This is a genomic window from Peptacetobacter sp. AB800, from assembly GCF_047807365.1.
Classification (GTDB): Bacteria; Bacillota; Clostridia; order Peptostreptococcales; family Peptostreptococcaceae; genus Peptacetobacter.
The window spans coordinates 1-18,930 of the sequence record NZ_JBLOUI010000043.1 but is presented as its reverse complement, the minus strand read 5'-3'; the positions used below and the strand labels follow the sequence as shown (position 1 = coordinate 18,930).

At 31.6% G+C, this 18,930-nt stretch carries 14 protein-coding genes; 5 read left to right on the top strand and 9 right to left on the bottom strand.

Going from position 1 to position 18,930, the window contains the following annotated elements; all coding sequences use genetic code 11:
- Positions 1–184: 184 nt before the first annotated feature.
- From ACK2WN_RS10345 to ACK2WN_RS10330, 4 genes are all read right to left on the bottom strand, one after another.
- On the bottom strand, positions 185–604 hold the full coding sequence (locus tag ACK2WN_RS10345; RefSeq protein WP_300528168.1) for an NUDIX domain-containing protein: 420 nt from the start codon (positions 602–604) through the stop codon (positions 185–187).
- A gap of 62 nt (positions 605–666) precedes the next feature.
- On the bottom strand, positions 667–1,686 hold the full coding sequence (locus ACK2WN_RS10340; protein ID WP_329998337.1) for a helix-turn-helix domain-containing protein: 1,020 nt from the start codon (positions 1,684–1,686) through the stop codon (positions 667–669).
- A 25-nt stretch (positions 1,687–1,711) separates the two neighbouring features.
- On the bottom strand, positions 1,712–3,022 hold the full coding sequence (gene hflX, locus ACK2WN_RS10335; protein WP_329998336.1) for a GTPase HflX: 1,311 nt from the start codon (positions 3,020–3,022) through the stop codon (positions 1,712–1,714).
- 134 nt (positions 3,023–3,156) lie between these two features.
- Positions 3,157–3,642 carry a nucleotidyltransferase domain-containing protein gene (locus ACK2WN_RS10330; RefSeq protein WP_118548635.1) on the bottom strand — a complete coding sequence of 162 codons (486 nt, stop codon included), beginning with the start codon at positions 3,640–3,642 and terminating at the stop codon, positions 3,157–3,159.
- 450 nt (positions 3,643–4,092) lie between these two features.
- Between ACK2WN_RS10330 and ACK2WN_RS10325 the strand changes: the two genes are divergently transcribed.
- Complete coding sequence (locus ACK2WN_RS10325; RefSeq protein ID WP_300528178.1) at positions 4,093–4,353, top strand: cysteine-rich small domain-containing protein; 261 nt, start codon at positions 4,093–4,095, stop codon at positions 4,351–4,353.
- Between the two features lie 92 nt (positions 4,354–4,445).
- Here the strand turns inward: ACK2WN_RS10325 and ACK2WN_RS10320 are convergent, their stop codons facing one another.
- Positions 4,446–5,084 (bottom strand): TIGR01906 family membrane protein, encoded by a 639-nt coding sequence (locus tag ACK2WN_RS10320; protein WP_329998333.1) that lies wholly within the window; start codon positions 5,082–5,084, stop codon positions 4,446–4,448.
- Between the two features lie 44 nt (positions 5,085–5,128).
- A complete protein-coding gene (locus ACK2WN_RS10315; protein WP_006440719.1) occupies positions 5,129–6,679 on the bottom strand; it encodes an ABC-F family ATP-binding cassette domain-containing protein in 1,551 nt (516 codons plus the stop codon).
- Between the two features lie 209 nt (positions 6,680–6,888).
- Here ACK2WN_RS10315 and ACK2WN_RS10310 point away from each other — a divergent pair, with 209 nt between their 5' ends.
- Positions 6,889–9,645: a transglycosylase domain-containing protein gene (locus ACK2WN_RS10310; RefSeq protein ID WP_416155513.1), complete on the top strand. Its 2,757-nt coding sequence runs from the start codon at positions 6,889–6,891 to the stop codon at positions 9,643–9,645.
- Positions 9,646–9,770: 125 nt separating this feature from the next.
- Here the strand turns inward: ACK2WN_RS10310 and ACK2WN_RS10305 are convergent, their stop codons facing one another.
- Positions 9,771–11,387 carry a DEAD/DEAH box helicase gene (locus ACK2WN_RS10305; RefSeq protein WP_300528187.1) on the bottom strand — a complete coding sequence of 539 codons (1,617 nt, stop codon included), beginning with the start codon at positions 11,385–11,387 and terminating at the stop codon, positions 9,771–9,773.
- Between the two features lie 558 nt (positions 11,388–11,945).
- Between ACK2WN_RS10305 and pflB the strand changes: the two genes are divergently transcribed.
- The 3 genes from pflB (at position 11,946) to ACK2WN_RS10290 (ending at position 15,643) form a co-directional block, all read left to right on the top strand.
- On the top strand, positions 11,946–14,180 hold the full coding sequence (gene pflB / locus ACK2WN_RS10300; protein ID WP_416155512.1) for a formate C-acetyltransferase: 2,235 nt from the start codon (positions 11,946–11,948) through the stop codon (positions 14,178–14,180).
- Between the two features lie 46 nt (positions 14,181–14,226).
- Complete coding sequence (gene pflA, locus ACK2WN_RS10295) at positions 14,227–14,967, top strand: pyruvate formate-lyase-activating protein (protein WP_118548630.1); 741 nt, start codon at positions 14,227–14,229, stop codon at positions 14,965–14,967.
- Positions 14,968–15,097: 130 nt separating this feature from the next.
- A complete protein-coding gene (locus ACK2WN_RS10290) occupies positions 15,098–15,643 on the top strand; it encodes a nitroreductase family protein (protein WP_416155511.1) in 546 nt (181 codons plus the stop codon).
- 57 nt (positions 15,644–15,700) lie between these two features.
- On the opposite strand, the gene thiI is transcribed toward ACK2WN_RS10290, so the two are convergent.
- Positions 15,701–16,876, bottom strand: coding sequence for a tRNA uracil 4-sulfurtransferase ThiI (thiI, locus tag ACK2WN_RS10285; protein ID WP_329998608.1), 1,176 nt, complete (start codon positions 16,874–16,876; stop codon positions 15,701–15,703).
- Between the two features lie 55 nt (positions 16,877–16,931).
- Positions 16,932–18,086 (bottom strand): cysteine desulfurase family protein, encoded by a 1,155-nt coding sequence (locus ACK2WN_RS10280; protein WP_416155510.1) that lies wholly within the window; start codon positions 18,084–18,086, stop codon positions 16,932–16,934.
- Between the last annotated feature and the right edge of the window lie 844 nt (positions 18,087–18,930).

Genomic DNA, 18,930 nt, shown 5'->3' with positions numbered 1-18,930 from the left:
TTTTGCAGTTGGCGGACCGCAATTATATCTTATCAAAAGGAGCTTTTTTATTAAAGACTCAAAGCTAAAAGCTTTACTGAACCCCCAGTCTAACTGGGGGTTTTCTACATACAAAAAAACTACCACGCAACTGCGTGGTAGTTTTCCGCTTCAAAGTTGATATCAGCCTTTCGGTTAGATATGATTAGTCTACTATTTTCTTTACTTCTTTATATTTTTTGTATGAGATTTCAACTAAAGATTTTTCTTTGTTATGATTTAACATTTCAAGAGCATCTTTAACTTTGTAGAATCCGCCTTCTAAAAATTCAGAACTTATTTTGCATTCTGTGTTAGGAGCGTCCATTATAAACCAGTTTATGGCATTACAAACTCTCTGCTGTCTACTTCTTGAGAAGAACTCATATATAGTATCTCCAGCTATATCTAGTAATTTTGCATCTATACCAGTTTCATCTTTTACTCTTGCTATAGCGCTCTCCTGAGCCATGTACATTCCAGATATTTTTCCTTTTGGAAGAGTCCATTCACCTCTGTCATTTTTCACTAATAACACCTGATTTGCGTGGAATACCACACCACCTGCACAACGTCTTACTATCATATTGAATCCCTCCTATAAATATACGCACCTGCGTATGATTTGAAAAATATAATTGTCAGAACTTAAACTGACTTTTCTAACTCGATTATCGCTTCTCTATATGCACGAAGTACATAATCTTTTTCGACACCTTGTCTTGCTCTATATAGATTTCTCAATATATTTAGACTATGTCCATTACCAACTTTTAAAAGAGCCTTAGCACAGTACTGTCTAGTCTGTGGATTTGAATCAAGAAGTCCTAATTCTAAAACCTCTCGACTCTTAGGTGAACCAATCTTTCTGATTGCAGAATATGTAATTCTTCTGACATCGGAATTTCTATGTTCAGTGAGATTATGCAAAATTGATAAAAACTTATCATCCTTTAATTCTCCAGTTGTCCAAATCAGAACAATTAAATCTTCTGTGTTATATTCTGTAAGAATACGTTTGTACACCTTTCTCTTAAAGTATATCATTTTTTCCGGTTTTAATCTATCTAAAAAATCAAGTCTTTTATTTTTATCTAAACCTAAAAAACTTTGTAATTCATCCTTATTTTCATTATTGTTATCAAATTTTTTTTCATTTAGATTAATCGGTTTATTTTCTTCAAGCTTTTTATCTTTTTCACTTTTATTGGATTCTTTTGATTTATTTTTTATTTTTTTAATAGCTGTATTTGCTACTTTTTTCATATCTCCATTTTCATGGTTAGATAGACCTTCTAAAAAATCTAAAAACTCCGCATCTCCTATCTCTCCAACAGTCCATGCTAAAATCATAAGATTTCGTATATCTTTTTCGATAGGGATAAGTCTGAGTATTTTTCGCTTAAAATACGTTAACTCATCTGAGTCTAGCTGCTCCAAATACTCTAACCTTTCCTCTTTATTTAATGTTAGATATAATTCAAGGGTATCCTTTTTTCTATCTTCTTCTCTTTTTTCAACCTGAATTTTTATTAAATGATCAGCTATATCTTGAGGAGATAGATTTCTAACCTTTGCAATCTGATTTACGTTTAAAGATTCTTTATACAAAAGATAGGTTATCTGATAATCCTCAAGCTCATCAATATTTTCCCAGCTTATCTCCATATAATCATCCCAATCTCAAGTAAATTTATTTTTCTACAATATATTCTTTGTATTTTCCAAAGTCCTCTTCATCAAGAGCAACTCTAAACTTAGTTCCCTCTCCAAGATATTCAAATTCATCTATGTTGTACTTGTCCTTACATTTGCTGAATATATCTCCTCTATCATAAGGAATTAAAAGCTCTACGTCGTAAGTATTTTCCATAACCGCTTTTTCTATCATATTAAGCAGTTTGTCCATATTTATTCCCTGTTTTGCAGATATGTATACAACATCATCTTGATTCTTTGGATATATATCAAGTTCTAGTTTATCTACTTTATTGTACACAAGTATAGTCTTTTTATCGTCAGCTCCAAGTTCTTTTAATACTTTTTCTGTAGTCTTTTTCTGGATTTCGTAGCTGTCATTTGTTGCATCTATTACATGTAGTATTAAATCTGCATAATTAACTTCTTCTAGTGTAGATTTAAATGCATCTACTAAGTCATGTGGTAGCTTACTTACAAACCCAACTGTATCTACTACTAAGAAATCTCTCTTATTTGGAAGTACTGCTTTTCTTAAAGTTACATCTAGTGTAGCGAAAAGCATATCTTTTACAAATACCTCTTTTTCACATTCGTAGTCTTTATGAGTTTTTATAAGTTCGTTTAGTAGTGTTGATTTACCAGCATTTGTATATCCTACTAATGCCACTATAGGTATATTAGATTTCTTTCTCTGATTTCTCTGAGTTTCCCTATTTTTCTTAACTAGTTTTAGTTCTGCTCTTATATCCGCAGCTCTATTTAATATGTGTCTTTTGTCTATTTCAAGCTTCTGTTCCCCTGGTCCTCTTGTACCTATACCTGCACCAGTTCTACTCATAGATCCACCCATTCCATAAAGTCTAGGTAGTCTGTATTTTAACTGGGCTAATTCTACCTGAAGTTTACCTTCTTTACTCTTAGCTCTCTGTGCAAATATATCAAGGATTAGAGTTGTTCTATCTATAGTTTTTATTCCTGTAAGATCTTCTATATTTCTAGTCTGAGCACCTGATAACTCGTCGTTAAATATTATTAAAGTTGCATCAAGTCCTTCGCAGTAACCTTTTATTTCTTCAACCTTACCTTTTCCTATGTAATATGCTGCATCTACAGCAGGTCTATTCTGTATTACAGATCCAACTACCTCCGCACCTGCTGCCTTTGCTAGTTCTTTTAATTCCTCCATAGAATCATTTATGTCTATATCGTCCATTCTTTTTGATACAGTAGTTATGTTCATTCCAACAAGAAGTGCTCTCTCAACTACCTGTTCATGTAAATTTATATCTAATTCAGTCGTCATAATTTCCTCCTTAATTATCTTTGTTTATTCTTTTAGCAAATAATTAAATTTAATTATATTATATCCTAAAAAAATTATTACTACTATATTTATAATCTCCATATAAATATATATTAAGCTTTATATAATATATATTATAAACTTTTAAGAATATCTATATCGTGTATATCTTTTTCCCTCAATTCATATCCTGAATGAAAAATAAGTTGTCCTTTTAAAGATATACATGGGATTATTCTATTTTCAAAGTTTACACTACTAAAATAATCTTTTTCAAATTCATACCAACCACCTTCTAAATCAGCTTGTTTTGACGTTCCATCTTCATTTAAAATAAATGGATGTATGTCTAAATATCCATATTTTTCACTATATAACTCCATTCTAGCTGGAAGCCAATCTGTATCTATTTTGTATCCTTTACTTAAAAGAAATTCTATTAATTCATCTGTAAATTTTGCATCAAAATTAATATCTATATCTCTATGATCTCTTGTTTGTTTACCCAATAATAAATCAACTCCCCAACCACCATCAATCCAATACGTAATTTTAGTAGTTTCTAATAAATCAATAATATTTAATAAATCTTCTTTAGTTACAGTTTCTTTTTTAGCCATTATTTACCTCCTCTTTTAGTCTAATTTTTAAATTAGCTATGTAAATTTTATCCTTTATTTTTATTGTAATTTTTAACAACAAAAAAGCAGGTAAATGCTCCACAAAGGGTATTTACCTGCATCATAAAAGACACGCTAAAAAATATGATACTCTTGTATACTAAATTATCTAATATAGTACTACAAAATCAATAATCATATAATATCTGACTTACGTGTAGCATATGTACGCACGACAAAAAATCCCTACAGAGTAGAGCGGTAAACCGACTTTTGTTGTTTATTAGCGTACAAAAATGAACATTCGTAAGCCTCCTTCCATTTTCAAAATTAAGATAAGTATATATTATGATAGTATAAAATGTCAACAAATTTATAAAATAGCGTTGTAAATTATCAAACTTTAAATCTATAATAATTATTATCTTATAAATTAATTAGGAGGATATTATGAGCGAAAATTATAAGTTTTTCTGCCACAAAAGCTGTGAATTTTTTCCATGTCATAAAACAGACAAACCAGATGAGTTCAACTGCTTATTCTGCTACTGTCCACTTTATGCTTTAGGAGAAAACTGCGGTGGAAATTTTAAATACACAGAAAAAGGAATAAAAGACTGTAGCAACTGTATGTTGCCACATAATAAAAAGAACTTTGATTATATAATAAAAAAATTTAGCGAAATATCTGAACTTGCTAGAAAGAAATAAATTTTTATTTTTGTAAATACATAATAAAAGGACTGTTGTAGTTTATACAACAGTCCCATTTTTTATCAACAATTTTTATATTTTTACTAAATTTAGCTCTGTTTTTCCACTCTATCTGAAAAAATTCTATATGCTATAAGCAATGCTATCCACATAATCACAGTTAGACTGACGATAAGTAATGCCTCGTGATAGAAAAATTCTTCTGGAAGTATATTTATTACTGGATCAAGTACTGGGTCAAATATCCAGTAGTCATTTCTAAACATTATCTTATGGAAAAGTACAAATACCTTGTCAAAAGCCACCATCATCGGTATTGCAACAATAACTGGAAGAATTATTAACATCTTTAGTACATTTTTAAGAGGTTTTGTTCTTCCCTTAAATGCTTCATAAATAATAGCTATAAATGCTAACAACCCGATTCCCATTATGTAGTATAATGAGTGAAATATATTTCTAACTTCTTCAAAATGTATCTTACCTTCTCTCGAGAATTTCATACTTGGCAATTTAAATTCTTTATCATCAAAACTAGTATTATAGTCTATTAAATAATTGTAGTTTTCAATTATTTCTTGTTCAGTATATCCAGACATTTCCGGAATATCTAGTCTATATACATCAATATAATATATTTCTCTAAAATTCAATGCAGTTACAGCAGCCGTAGAAATTATAGCTATAGTAACTAAAAAAGAGCATATATTCATAAATACCTTTTTCATATTATCACCCAGGTTTTAGTTAGTTTTTAATCTCTATTTTTTTATTAAACTATTTTTGTAGTGAAGTCCTCTATATTCCATACATCATCTACAAAGTCCATGTAGAATTCTGGTTCATGAGATACTAAAAGCACTGTTCCCTTGAATTCTTTTATTGCTTTTTTAAGCTCTTCCTTAGCATCCACATCAAGGTGGTTAGTAGGTTCGTCAAGTACTAGGAAGTTTATGTCTTTTAACATTATCTTACATAATCTAACTTTTGCTGCTTCTCCCCCACTAAGTACTCTTACTAAGCTAGTTATATGCTCATTAGTTAATCCACATTTTGCAAGAGCCTGTCTTACTTCATAGTTTGTAAGACCTGGATATTCCTGCCATATTTCGTCCATAGCAGTATTGTTATTTTCTGTTGAACTTTCCTGTTCAAAGTATCCTACTTCTAAATAATCCCCTAGTTTAACTTCCCCATCATAAGGTTTTATCATACCTAAAAGAGTTTTTAATAGTGTAGATTTACCTATACCATTCATACCCTTTAGAGCTATTTTTTTACCTCTTTCAAGCTGGAAGTTAAGTGGTTTTGTAAGAGGTTCATTGTACCCTAATACAAGATCCTTAGTTTCAAATATTATTTTTCCTGCTGCTCTAGCATTTCTAAAGTTGAATGTAGGTTTTATTTTTTCTTTTGGTCTTTCAAGTATTTCCATTTTATCAAGCTGTTTCTGTCTTGAATTTGCCATACCTCTTGTTGCAACTCTAGCTTTGTTTCTTGCTATGAAATCTTCAAGTTTTTCTCTTTCTTTAACCTGTTTTTCATAAGCCTGTTCTTCCTGTCTTTTCTTGATTTCGTTTAATCTTTCAAATTCATCGTAGTTTCCTTTATATCTGTTTAATTCACCATTTTCAAGGTGGTAAACAACGTTACAAGTATCATTTATGAAGCTTATGTCGTGAGAAACTAGTACGAATGCATTTTCGTATTCCTGTAGATATCTAGTAAGCCATACTATGTGCTCTTCATCTAAGTAGTTTGTAGGCTCGTCTAATATTAATATTGTTGGGTTTTCAAGAAGTAACTTAGTTAAAAGTACTTTTGTTCTCTGCCCACCACTAAGGTCAGTTACATCTCTGTCTAGTCCTATTTCTCCAAGTCCTAGTCCATTTGCAACCTCCTGTATTTTTGCATCTATTGTATAGAATCCACTATGTTCAAGTATTGTCTGTATTTCAGCAGTATCTTCCATAAGTGCAGCCATTTCTTCATCAGATGCATCTCCCATTTTTTCGTACATCTGTAGCATTTCCTGCTCTAAATCGAACATATGCTGGAATGCCTCTCTTAAAACCTCTCTTATTGTTTTTCCTTTTCCAAGTACTGTGTGCTGATCTAAATAACCAACTGTAACCCTTGACGACCATTTTATATTACCTGCATCTGGCATTAATTTTTTAGTTATTATATTAAGGAAGCTCGACTTTCCTTCACCATTAGCACCTACTAGTGCTATATGCTCACCTTTTCTTATTCTGAATGATACGTTCTCAAGTATTACCCTAGCGCCAAATCCATGGCTAACATTTTCAACTACTAACATTTTTCCTCCTCTAAATACTTTTTTTATTTTTTATATCAATTTTTATATTCACATATAATTGTAAGCAATAATTGCCGACTTACATTATAATATATTTTTTTTCGCTTTATTTCAAGACTTCCACACACTTTATTTGTTTTTCTGTAAGAATACCCAACATTTTAGATTTGTGTTATAATAATGTCTTAGAATAAGGAGGTACACTACTTATGAAAAACGACAATAATAGTGATAATAAAATAAGAAGGAGAAAGGCCTCTTCTTCAAGTTCTTCTTCAAAGACGTCTGTTAGAAATTCTTCTGCTACTAGAGCTAGCAGTAGTAGCTCTTCTTCAAATAGTAGTAGAGGTTCTAGCAGTTCATCTAGAAGTGTTAGGAATTCATCTTCTTCAAATGTAAAAAGAAAAAGAAGAGTTCCATCTGGTAAGAAAAAAAGAAAACTTTCTAAGGTGAAAGTATTTGGTATGACATGCCTAGTTCTATTTGTTGTATTAGGTGCAGCTGCCGGTGGTTTAGTGTTTTCATCACTTAGAGATGTTAAACCTGTTACACTTGCTGATTTAAACAAAAGAACTTATGTAACTACTACACTTTTATACTCAAATGGAGAAAAAATGTCTACTGCACCTAGTGTAAATAAGAAGACCCCTGTTCCACTATCACAGATGTCTCCTTATCTTAAAAAAGCTATAGTATCTATAGAAGATGAGCGTTTCTACCAACATGGAGGTGTCGATCCTAAAGGTCTGGCAAGATCTGTTGTTATGAGACTTTTTGGTAAAAGGCAGGGTGGTTCTACTATAACTATGCAGGTATCTAAGATGCTTTTAACTAGTACTGAGCAAACAATGTCTCGTAAAATAAAAGATATGTATTACGCTATTGAGATGGATAAAAAGCTTAAAAAAGACGATATACTTGAATTATATTTAAACAACTTCTTCGTTGGTAAAGGTTTAACTGGTGCCGAGGCCGGAGCTAGAGGATATTTTGATAAATCTGCAAAAGATCTTACTTTAGCTGAATCTGCGCTTCTTGCTGGTTCAACTAAAAACCCTTCAAAATACTCAGCTTATAAGAGTGCTAAGTTAGATGGAACTGAAACAAAAGAAGATTTAGACCATCGTATACTTACTTTTGTAAATACTGAAGATGATGACTTCGATGAACCTACTGAAGCTGAGTTAAAAATGGTAGATAAATTATACGAATGGGGACTTATAAACGAAGGAACTTACAAACAGGCTAAAACAGCATCTATCGTTATAAGAAAAGCTGTAAATAACCCAGACGCTAAAGAAAGACAGGAAACTGTTCTTGCTAAAATGAAAGAATTAGGGTACATTACTCAGAAGGAATATACTGAAGCTTTAGCTGAAGAAATAGTTATAAAATTACCTGAAGAATCTAATAAGGTTTCTAACTCTGTAGAAGATTTAATAGAAAACAAAGTTATTTCTGCACTTATAGATCAGGGTAATACTAGAGAAGAAGCTGAAAATATGTACTACAACGGCGGTCTTATAATAAATACTACAATAGACCCTAAAATACAGGAAGCTATTGAATCTGAATACAAAAATACAAATAACTTTCCTGGAAATATTGTAGGTCCTGATGGCGTTCTTCAGCCACAGTCAGCTACAGTAATAATAGATTACAGAAATGGTCAGATAAAAGGGCTTGTTGGTGGTAGAAATATATCTGGTAGAAAAACTCTAAACAGAGCTACTACTCCTAGACAGCCTGGTTCTACTATAAAACCTCTTGCAATATACACTCCTGCAATAGATACTATGTCTATTACACAGGCAACTGCTTTTAGTGATGCCAGAGGTGGATATAGATTTGAAGAAAATAGAAAATGGAATCCAAAAACTACTACTGCTGGTGGTGGTTCTATGAGTTTAAGATTAGGTTTAGCTAAATCTTCTAATACAGTTGCAGTTAAAGTTGCTGAGCTTCTTGGTGATTCATATGACGACTGTGTTGATGTTATGATAGATTACCTTAAAAACTTTGGTATAACATCACTTGCAGATAATAAGGCTACTACAGATTCTAATAATACAGATAGACGTTTCCCTGCACTTACACTTGGAGGTTTAACTTATGGTATATCTCCACTTGAAATGGCGACTGCTTATGGTGCATTAGCTAATGGAGGTCAGTATATAGAGCCTACAATATTTACTAGTATAGAATCATTTGACCATCAGTCAATTGTAGATAGCAATCCAGAAAAGAAAAGAGTTGTCGATCCTCAGGTTGCATATGTTATGACAGACATGTTAAAAGCTGTTGTAAATGAAGGTACTGCTAAAAAAGCAGCTCTTCCAAATGGAATGCCTACAGCTGGTAAAACAGGTACAACAAACAGCTCTAAAGAAGCTTGGTTTGTTGGATATACACCATACTATGTTGGTGCTACATATATAGCTGACGATGCAGGTGTAAGAGATGCTGAAGGTAAAATAGTTAAAACTAGAAATATAGGTGGAGGAAGTACTTCTTCTGTTCTACTTTGGCAGAAAATAATGACTAAAATTCACCGGAATTTAGAGAAAAAAGACTTTGATAAACCAGAGGGAATATACTTCACTAAAATAAATCTTCAGGATGGAGGAGCATCATCTTCTGGTTCTAATGCCGCGTTTATAGATGGTACTAGCGCTACTAGAGTAACTACAGCTCCTTCTACAGAAAAGAAAGAAGATACTGCTGCAGAAAATCAGAATAATACAACTGGTAATGCTGGTGGTAATGCTGGTGGTAATGCTGGTGGTAACTCTGGCGGAGGAAATAACGGAAACTCTGAAAATAATGATAATAACAATAATAGTAACAACAATAATAATCCTTCTGATAACAACGCTGGAGATAATAATACCAATAATAACAATGGAGGAAATAATACTCCTGATAATGGTGGTAATACCGGCGATAATACTGGAGAAGGTAACTAATTTTAAAAAAACAAATAAAAAAATAAAAAGCTGTTGTACGATTTGCAACAGCTTTTTTAATGTTAATATTTTGATATAAGTTTTTTTATTTTTCTTTTTTATTATTGTAATTTTTTAATTGCTAATTATTTTTTCTTTTTATTAGCTTTTTCTATGTTTAATTTGTTTCCTTTTATTTTTTTATTTTTCATTTTTTCTATTACTGTTTTTGCTTTTTTCTTAGGAACTTCAACAAATGTAAATTTGTCATATATATCTATAGTACCTATTGTTTTTCCTGGTATTCCAGCTTCCCCAGCTATTGCGCCAAGTATATCCTTAGCCTGTACTCTCTGTTTTTTACCAACATTTATGAATAATCTTACCATACCATCTTTGGCACCTGAAGATTCTTCTCTTCTTCTGTTTTTCTTAGGTTTTTCTTCTACTATTTCTTCTTTTTCTTCTTCACCCATAGCTAATTTAAGAAGTGCTGCAGCTATATCAACCATTGAATAGTCTACATCTTCATTTTCACAGAAGTTTTCTAACCACTGTATCTGTTTAGCAAGTTTTCCTTCGTTGGCAACTCTCTTAACTTCTTCAAAGAATGCTCCAACCTTTTTCTCTTCAACATCGCCTACTGTAGGTATTGGATGTTTTTCAAGTTTTGATTTAGTGTATCTTTCTATATCTTTCATTTTTCTCATATCTCTTCCGTATACGAATGAGAATGAAAGACCTTCTCTACCAGCTCTACCAGTTCTACCTATTCTATGAACGTAGTACTCTTCGTCCTGTGGTAAATCGAAGTTGAATACGCATTCAACATCATCAACGTCTATACCTCTAGCTGCAACGTCTGTAGCAACTAGTATATCTATAGTACCATTTCTGAATTTATCCATTACGATATCTCTCTGTACCTGTTTTAAATCTCCATGTAATGCATCTGCAAAGTATCCTCTACCCTGTAATTCACCTACAAGTTCGTCCGCACCTTTTTTTGTATTACAGAAAACTACAGAAAGCTTTGGATTATAAACATCTATTAATCTTGATAAAACTTCTATTTTATTAGAAGATCTTGTTTCTATGTAGTACTGTTTTATATTTTCAACAGTTAATTCTTTTCTAACAACTTTTATATGTTCTGGTTCGTTCTGATATTTTTTAGTAAGCTCAAGTATTGCTTTTGGCATAGTAGCTGAGAAGAATGTAGTCTGTCTTTCTTCTGGAACATTTTCTAGAATAGTTTCTATATCTTCTCTGAATCCCATGTCTAGCATTTCATCTGCTTCATCAAGTACGACCATCTTAACATTTCCTGGTTTTATTGTTTTTCTTTTTATATGGTCTATAGTACGTCCTGGAGTACCGATTATAACCTGTACACCGCCTTTTAAAGCCTTTATCTGTCTATCTATAGGCTGTCCTCCATATATTGGAAGAGTTTTTATTCCCTGCATGTATTTTGCAAGTTTTCTTATTTCCTGAGATACCTGTATAGCAAGCTCTCTTGTAGGACAAAGTACTATAGCCTGAAGTGATCTATCATTTGGATCTATCTTTTCAAGTATAGGAATTGAGAAGGCTGCAGTTTTACCTGTACCTGTCTGAGCCTGTCCTATTACATCTTTACCTTCTAATATTACTGGTATTGACTTTGCCTGTATTGGAGATGGCTCTTCAAACCCCATTTCAGCTATTGCTTTCTTTATATTCTGATTTATGTCTAAATCTTCAAATCTTTTTATTTCCATAAATAATTCCTTTCCGTCTCTAATCTAAATACTAACTTTTCTATTATATACCCTTACAGAACTTATGTAAACCTAAAACGTCAAAATAAACTTTCGTATAACACTCTCAAGCATCTAGAAAAAATGTTTTTCACATAGTTCGAAATGTATCGAATATTATTTTTTTATTATTTTTTAGGTCTTATTTTTGTTTTTTTAATCAGATATAACATATTATTATTTGATATCTTTTATCATTTTTATTTATTTCTGTTTGAGTCTTTTTTAAAAGGGGTATATCATAAGCAATGTTATTATTACTAAATAAAAATCATATTTTATGCAGATAATTTTATTTTTATACTTATATATTTTTTTATAATCAAAATCAGAGTTTTCTGAAATTATATATATTTTTACTATATATATCACTTTTTTCTATATATAATGTAAACATTTTTCAAAAAATATATAAAAATATTTGTATTTTCGTGTATACAATATGTAAAATTTATGGTAATATAACAATTGCAGATTATTTTATTTTTTATATAATTTTTTTATTACGGAGGTAACCAAATGACTACAGCTTGGAATGGTTTTAAAACTGGAAACTGGAATAAAGAAATAGACGTTAGAGATTTTATCCAGTTAAACTACACTCCTTATGAAGGAGATGCTTCTTTCTTAGCAGGAGAATCAGAAAGAACTAAAAAATTATGGGATGAAGTTGCTGATCTTTGTAAAAAAGAAATAGCTAATGGTGGAACTCTTGATGTTGACACTACAACTATAACAGCAATAGATGCTTACAAACCAGGATACATAGACAAAGAGTTAGAACAGATAGTAGGGCTTCAGACAGATGCTCCTTTAAAAAGAGCTATAATGCCTTACGGTGGTATAAGAATGGTAGAAAATTCTTGTAAAGCTTATGGATATGAATTAGATCCAGAAGTATCTAAAATATTCACTAAATATAGAAAAACTCACAACCAGGGTGTTTTCGATGCTTATACTAAAGAAATGAGAGCATGCAGAAAATCTGGTATAATAACTGGTCTTCCAGATGCTTACGGAAGAGGTAGAATAATAGGAGACTACAGAAGAGTTGCTCTTTACGGTGTAGACAAATTAATAGAAGACAAAATGGCTCAGAAAGATTCTTTAGAGCTATCAACAATAGATGAAGATACAATAAGATTAAGAGAAGAAATATCTGAACAGATAAACGCTTTAGAAGCATTAAAAAGAATGGGTGAAAGCTACGGATTTGATATATCTAGACCAGCTGAAAACTCAAAAGAAGCTGTTCAGTGGTTATACTTCGGATATCTTGCAGCAGTTAAAGATCAGAATGGTGCTGCAATGTCATTAGGTAGAACTTCTACTTTCCTTGATATATACTTTGAAAGAGATTTAAAAGCTGGAACAATAACAGAAGAAGAAATACAGGAATTAATGGACCACTTTGTTATGAAATTAAGAATGGTTAGATTCCTTAGAACTCCAGAATACAATGAATTATTCTCAGGAGACCCAACTTGGGTAACTGAATCAATAGGTGGTATGGGAATAGATGGTAGAACATTAGTAACTAAAAACTCATTCAGAGTTCTTAACACTCTTTACACTCTTGGACCATCACCAGAACCAAACTTAACAGTACTTTGGTCTACTAGACTTCCTCAGGGATTCAAAGATTTCTGCTCAAAAGTATCTATAGACACTAGTTCAATACAGTACGAAAATGATGACTTAATGAGAGAATACTGGGGAGATGACTACGGTATAGCTTGCTGTGTATCTGCAATGAGAATAGGTAAACAGATGCAGTTCTTCGGAGCAAGAGTTAACGTAGCTAAAACTCTACTTTACTCTATAAACGGTGGGGTTGATGAAAAATCAGGTGCTCAGGTAGGACCTAAATTCGAACCAATAACTTCTGAATACTTAGATTACGATGAAGTAATGTCAAAATTCGACTTATTCACTGATTGGTTAGCAAAATTATATGTAAATACATTAAATGTTATACATTACATGCACGATAAATACTCTTATGAAGCACTAGAAATGGCTCTTCATGATAGAGATGTATTTAGAACTATGGCTTGTGGTATGGCTGGTTTATCAGTTTGTGTTGACTCATTATCAGCTATAAAATACGCTAAAGTTAAAACTATAAGAAACGAAGACGGAATAGCAGTTGACTTCGAAGTTGAAGGAGATTATCCAAAATACGGAAACAACGATGATAGAGCTGATGAAATAGCTGTATTCATAGTTAAAGACGTTATGGAAAAAATAAAGAAAAACAAAACTTACAGAAACTCTTACCCAACTCAGTCAATATTAACAATAACTTCAAACGTTGTTTACGGTAAGAAAACTGGTAACACTCCAGACGGAAGAAGAGCTGGTGAACCATTTGCTCCAGGTGCTAACCCAATGCACGGAAGAGATAACAGCGGTGCTTTAGCTTCTCTAGCTTCAGTTGCTAAACTTCCATACGAATATTCTCAGGATGGTATATCAAATACATTCTCAATAGTACCAAAATCTTTAGGTAAAGACATGGACGAAAGAGTAACTAACCTTTCAGCTATGTTAGATGGATACTTTGCTCAGAGAGCTCATCACCTAAATGTTAACGTATTTGACAGAGCTACTCTTGAAGATGCTATGGAACACCCAGAAAAATACCCACAGTTAACAGTTAGGGTTTCTGGATACGCAGTTAACTTCATAAAATTAACTAGAGAACAGCAGTTAGACGTTATAAACAGAACATTCCACAACAAAATGGCTTAATCAGAAACAACTTATCCTTTCTGATTGGCAGAAAGGCTTGGTTTAAATGGTAAAAGGTAGAATACATTCAATAGAAACTTTCGGGACCGTAGACGGTCCCGGAATAAGATATATAGTCTTTTTACAGGGTTGCCCTTTAAGATGTAAATACTGTCATAATAGAGATACATGGAATAAAAATGGCGGTACTGAAAAGACAGCTGAAGAAGTAGTTCAAGATGCTTTAAAATATAAAACATATATGGAGTTTTCTGGTGGTGGACTTACTGCCTCTGGTGGTGAAGCTACTGCACAGCCTGAATTCTTATATGAATTATTTAAAGAAGCAAAGAAAAACGGATTAAATACTTGTTTAGATACATCAGGATGCACTAAAGCAACTGATATAGCACATATACTAGAACTAACCGACACAGTTCTTTTAGATCTAAAACATATGATTCCTGAAGATGCAAAATCACTTGCTGGAATCGATATAAATTCAGCTATAGAATTTGCTAGATATCTTGATGAAAAAAACATCCCTGTTTGGATAAGACATGTTCTTGTTCCTGGGGTTACAGATTCAGAAGAAAACCTAAACAAAATGGGTGAATTTGTATCTACTCTACACAATGTAGACCGTTTTGAAATCCTTCCTTATCACACTTTAGGTGTTCACAAATGGGAAGAACTTGGACTAAAATATCCTCTTGAGGGAGTTCCTCAGGCTGAGGATGAAGATGTAAAAAGAGCTAAAGATATCATAGAAAAATATGGTGTCGAAGTATACAACAAATTTGATTAATTTTAATCCCCAATCTACTTTTGGTTGGGGATTTTTTATATCTATAATAATAGTTTTTATCAGAAATTTATAATATAATTATAATTAGAAGTAAACAATTATATATTTAAAATAGAGAGGGGATATTCATATGAACTTTGAAAACTGTGTAAAAGAAAGAAGAAGTGTCAGAAAATTTACTGAAGAAAAGATTTCTCATGAAACTTTTGAAAAAATAATTGAATTAGCTAGATTTGCTCCATCATGGAAAAATTCTCAGACTGCAAGATATCATATAATAGAAGATACTGATATAAAAACTAAAGTAGCTGAAGAAGCTGTTATGAACTTTGTATTTAACGAGAAAACAATAAAAAGAGCTCCTGCTCTAGTAGTACTTACTGCTGTAGGTAAAAAAAGCGGATACGAAGAAGATGGTAGCTTCTCTACTTCTAAAGAAGACCGTTGGGAAGTATTTGATGCAGGTATAGCTTGTCAGACATTCTGCTTATCTGCTTATAATGAAGGTGTTGGAAGTGTTGTTCTTGGAATATTTGACGATAAAAAAGTTAAAGAAATATGCGAAATTCCAGAAGAAGAAAATGTAATGGCACTTGTAGCTGTTGGATACAGAGATGGTGAAGCTAAAGCTGCTCCAGAAAGATTAGAAGTTAAAGATTTAGTTTCTTTTAAATAATTACAAAAAGACTCATCAATCCAATTAACTTTGGACGATGAGTCTTTTATTTTTATATTATTCTACTTCGCAAACTATTGTTTCAATAGTTGCCATAGCACCTTCTATAAGTGCTTCTATATCTAATTTTTCTTCTGATTTTTCTATTCTTTCTAATTTAGGTTTTGTTATAGGTTTCTTAGGAGCAAATACACTACAGCAATCTTCTTCTGGAACTATAGATATGTCATAAGTACCTATTTCTTGAGCTATATCAATTATATCAGATTTATCCATAGCTATAAGCGGTCTAAATACTGGTAAACTACAAACTGCATTAGTACAAGTTAATCCGTATATAGTCTGAGATGCAACCTGCCCTATACTTTCACCTGTAACTATAGCCTGACAATGTCTCTGCTCAGCTAATCTCTGAGTTATCATCATCATAAATCTTCTTGAATGTATAGTAGTTTCTTCTCTATTTAATTTTTCAGTTATTTCTTTTTCTATCTCAAGTATATTACAGCAATGTACTTTTATTGGTCCACAGTATCTTGAAAGAGTTCTAGCTAAGTCTAAAACTTTTTCTCTAGATCTTTCACTAGTGAATGGATATGTGTGGAAGTGGATACATTCTATATCCATACCTCTCTTAGCAACCATCCAAGTAGCTACTGGGCTGTCTATACCACCTGAAAGAAGTGACATAGCTTTACCAGCAGTTCCCATTGGTAATCCACCATAACCTGGTACAGAGTCTGTATAAACCATAGTATTTAACTCTCTGTACTCACATCTAACTTTAACTTCTGGATTTCTAACATCAACTTTTATTCTGTCTTTAACATTAGAAAGTATATATCCACCAATATCTATACTCATTTCCTGAGATGTAAGTGGAAGAGATTTATCTCCTCTTCTTGATTCAACTTTGAAAGTTTTAGCACCTTCTTCTATTTTCTTTTCGATTAATTTTAAAGCTGTAGCTTTTAGTACATCGTAGTCTTTTTCAGCTTTTACTCCTGGACAAACTCCTACTATACCAAAAACTTTTCTAACTTCTTCCATTACTTCTTCATAATCGTCGTCGTTTACATCAACGTATATTCTTCCGTATTCTTTGTAAACATTGTATTCACCTAGTGGTTTAAGCATATTTTTTATATTTTTTATAAGCTTATTTTCGAAAAGGTATCTATTTTTTCCTTTTACTCCTATTTCTCCGTATTTAACTATTAATATATTGTACAAATCGGCACCTCTTTTCAATTATTTTTTTATATTTTCTCTAACCTTTGTATTTTAATTATTTTCTTATTCTGATTATCTTTCTTAAATCCTCAACAGAATCCTTTAATATCTCTACAGCCTTAACTATTTCTTCTTCTGTATTCATATCAGATAAACTAAATCTTATTGCTCCTTCTATCTCATCTGATGTAAGTCCCATAGCATTTAGCACATGACTTCCCTTTTTCTTTGATGAACAAGCAGAACCTGTAGATACATATACTTCCTTCTGTTCAAGATAATGTAAAAGCACTTCTCCTCTTACATCTTCAAAAGATACATTTAATATATGACAAACTCCATCTTCCGGAGAATTTATCTTAACACCCTCTATATTTTTTAATATCTCTTCTTTTAAAACATTCTTCAACGAATTCATTTTTTCTATAGATCCATTTAAATCAGAGAATAATTTTGATACTGCAGCTCCCATGCCGTATATTCCAGGCACATTTTCTGTTCCAGATCTTAAATTACTTTCCTGACCTCCACCAGTTACAAGTGGCTTAAAATTATTTCCATCCTTCATATACATAAATCCTATTCCCTTTGGACCATGTATTTTATGGGCACTGACGCTCATAAAATCTATATTGTATCTAGATGGTCTAAATTCTACCTTTCCATATCCCTGAACAGCATCTACATGGAAAAATACTTTATTCTTTCTATTTTTTAGTAAGTTGCCTATTTCCTTTATCGGCTGAATACTTCCAACCTCGTTATTTACAAACATAATGCTCACTAAAATAGTATCTTCTCTTAAACTCTTCTCTACATCCTCTATACTTATCTTTCCTTCAGAATTTACAGGAAGATATGTAACTTCAAATCCGTCTTTTTCTAAGTCCTCTAAGGTATTTAAAACAGATGGATGCTCTATAGAAGTAGATATTATATGTCTTCCTCTCTGCTTATTGAGATTTGCACAACTTCTGATAATCATATTGTTGCATTCTGTTCCACCAGAAGTAAATACAATCTCTTTTTCCTTAGCTCCAAGAGTCTTAGCGATATTTCTTCTTATATCTTTTATATTCTTTTCTATTTTCATACCCATTCTGTGCGCTGCAGATGGGTTTTCATAGTCTTCTGTAAGTGCTTTAACCATACTATCAACTACTTCCTGATATGGTTTTGTAGTCGCACTATTATCTAAATATATTCCCATTGATAACACCTTTCCTCGCTTAAAAAGTATTTAAACATATCATTTAATTATATCATATTTTCACTTTTAAAAATATATGATTATAATATTTGTCACTTTCTTATTTGAATTTTATTTTTTCAATGCAATTAAATTTCTTCTTATTAAATTCATTTTTAAAGTTATTTTTTTAACATAATTACAGGTATTTTTATATCTTTTAAAGCGTATATAATAATATTTTATTATAGATAATTTTGTTATTACATGCTATACCTTTTAAATTTTTTCATACTAAATTTGTTTAAATTTCAACATTTAGATATAAATTTTAAATTCTTTACAAGAAAACGTTAATCTTGTATACATTATTATACAAATATACTATTTGTATTTTATCATCTATAGATAAATACAATATTAAATTTTTCTTACTCTAATTGACAAATTTATATTTATTTAACTTTATAATAAATATTCATTGATTTTTTAATGATTTTTTGTTAAAATTTAATTAAGGTTATCCCCCTGGTAACCCCAGTTAGTTAATATATCTATTCCCAGTACCCTTTCAAAGGGATATATTTTATGTTTATTGAATTTAGTGTGAAAATTACGGAAGTTTTCACACTAGAAAAAAGGAACTTACCCCGAGTTCCTTTTTTCATGCCTATTTTTAAATTTTTAATTATATTAATTCATCTCTATTTTTTAATACATTTAAGAATTTTTTAGTTCTTTCATTCTGATATATAATTAAGTAGGGGCTAACTTGTAGCCCCTCTCACACCACGGAGCGTGCCGTTCGGCACTCCGCGGTTCAATTTCATATAATAATCTAAGCAACTTATTAATCCTCTTTTAG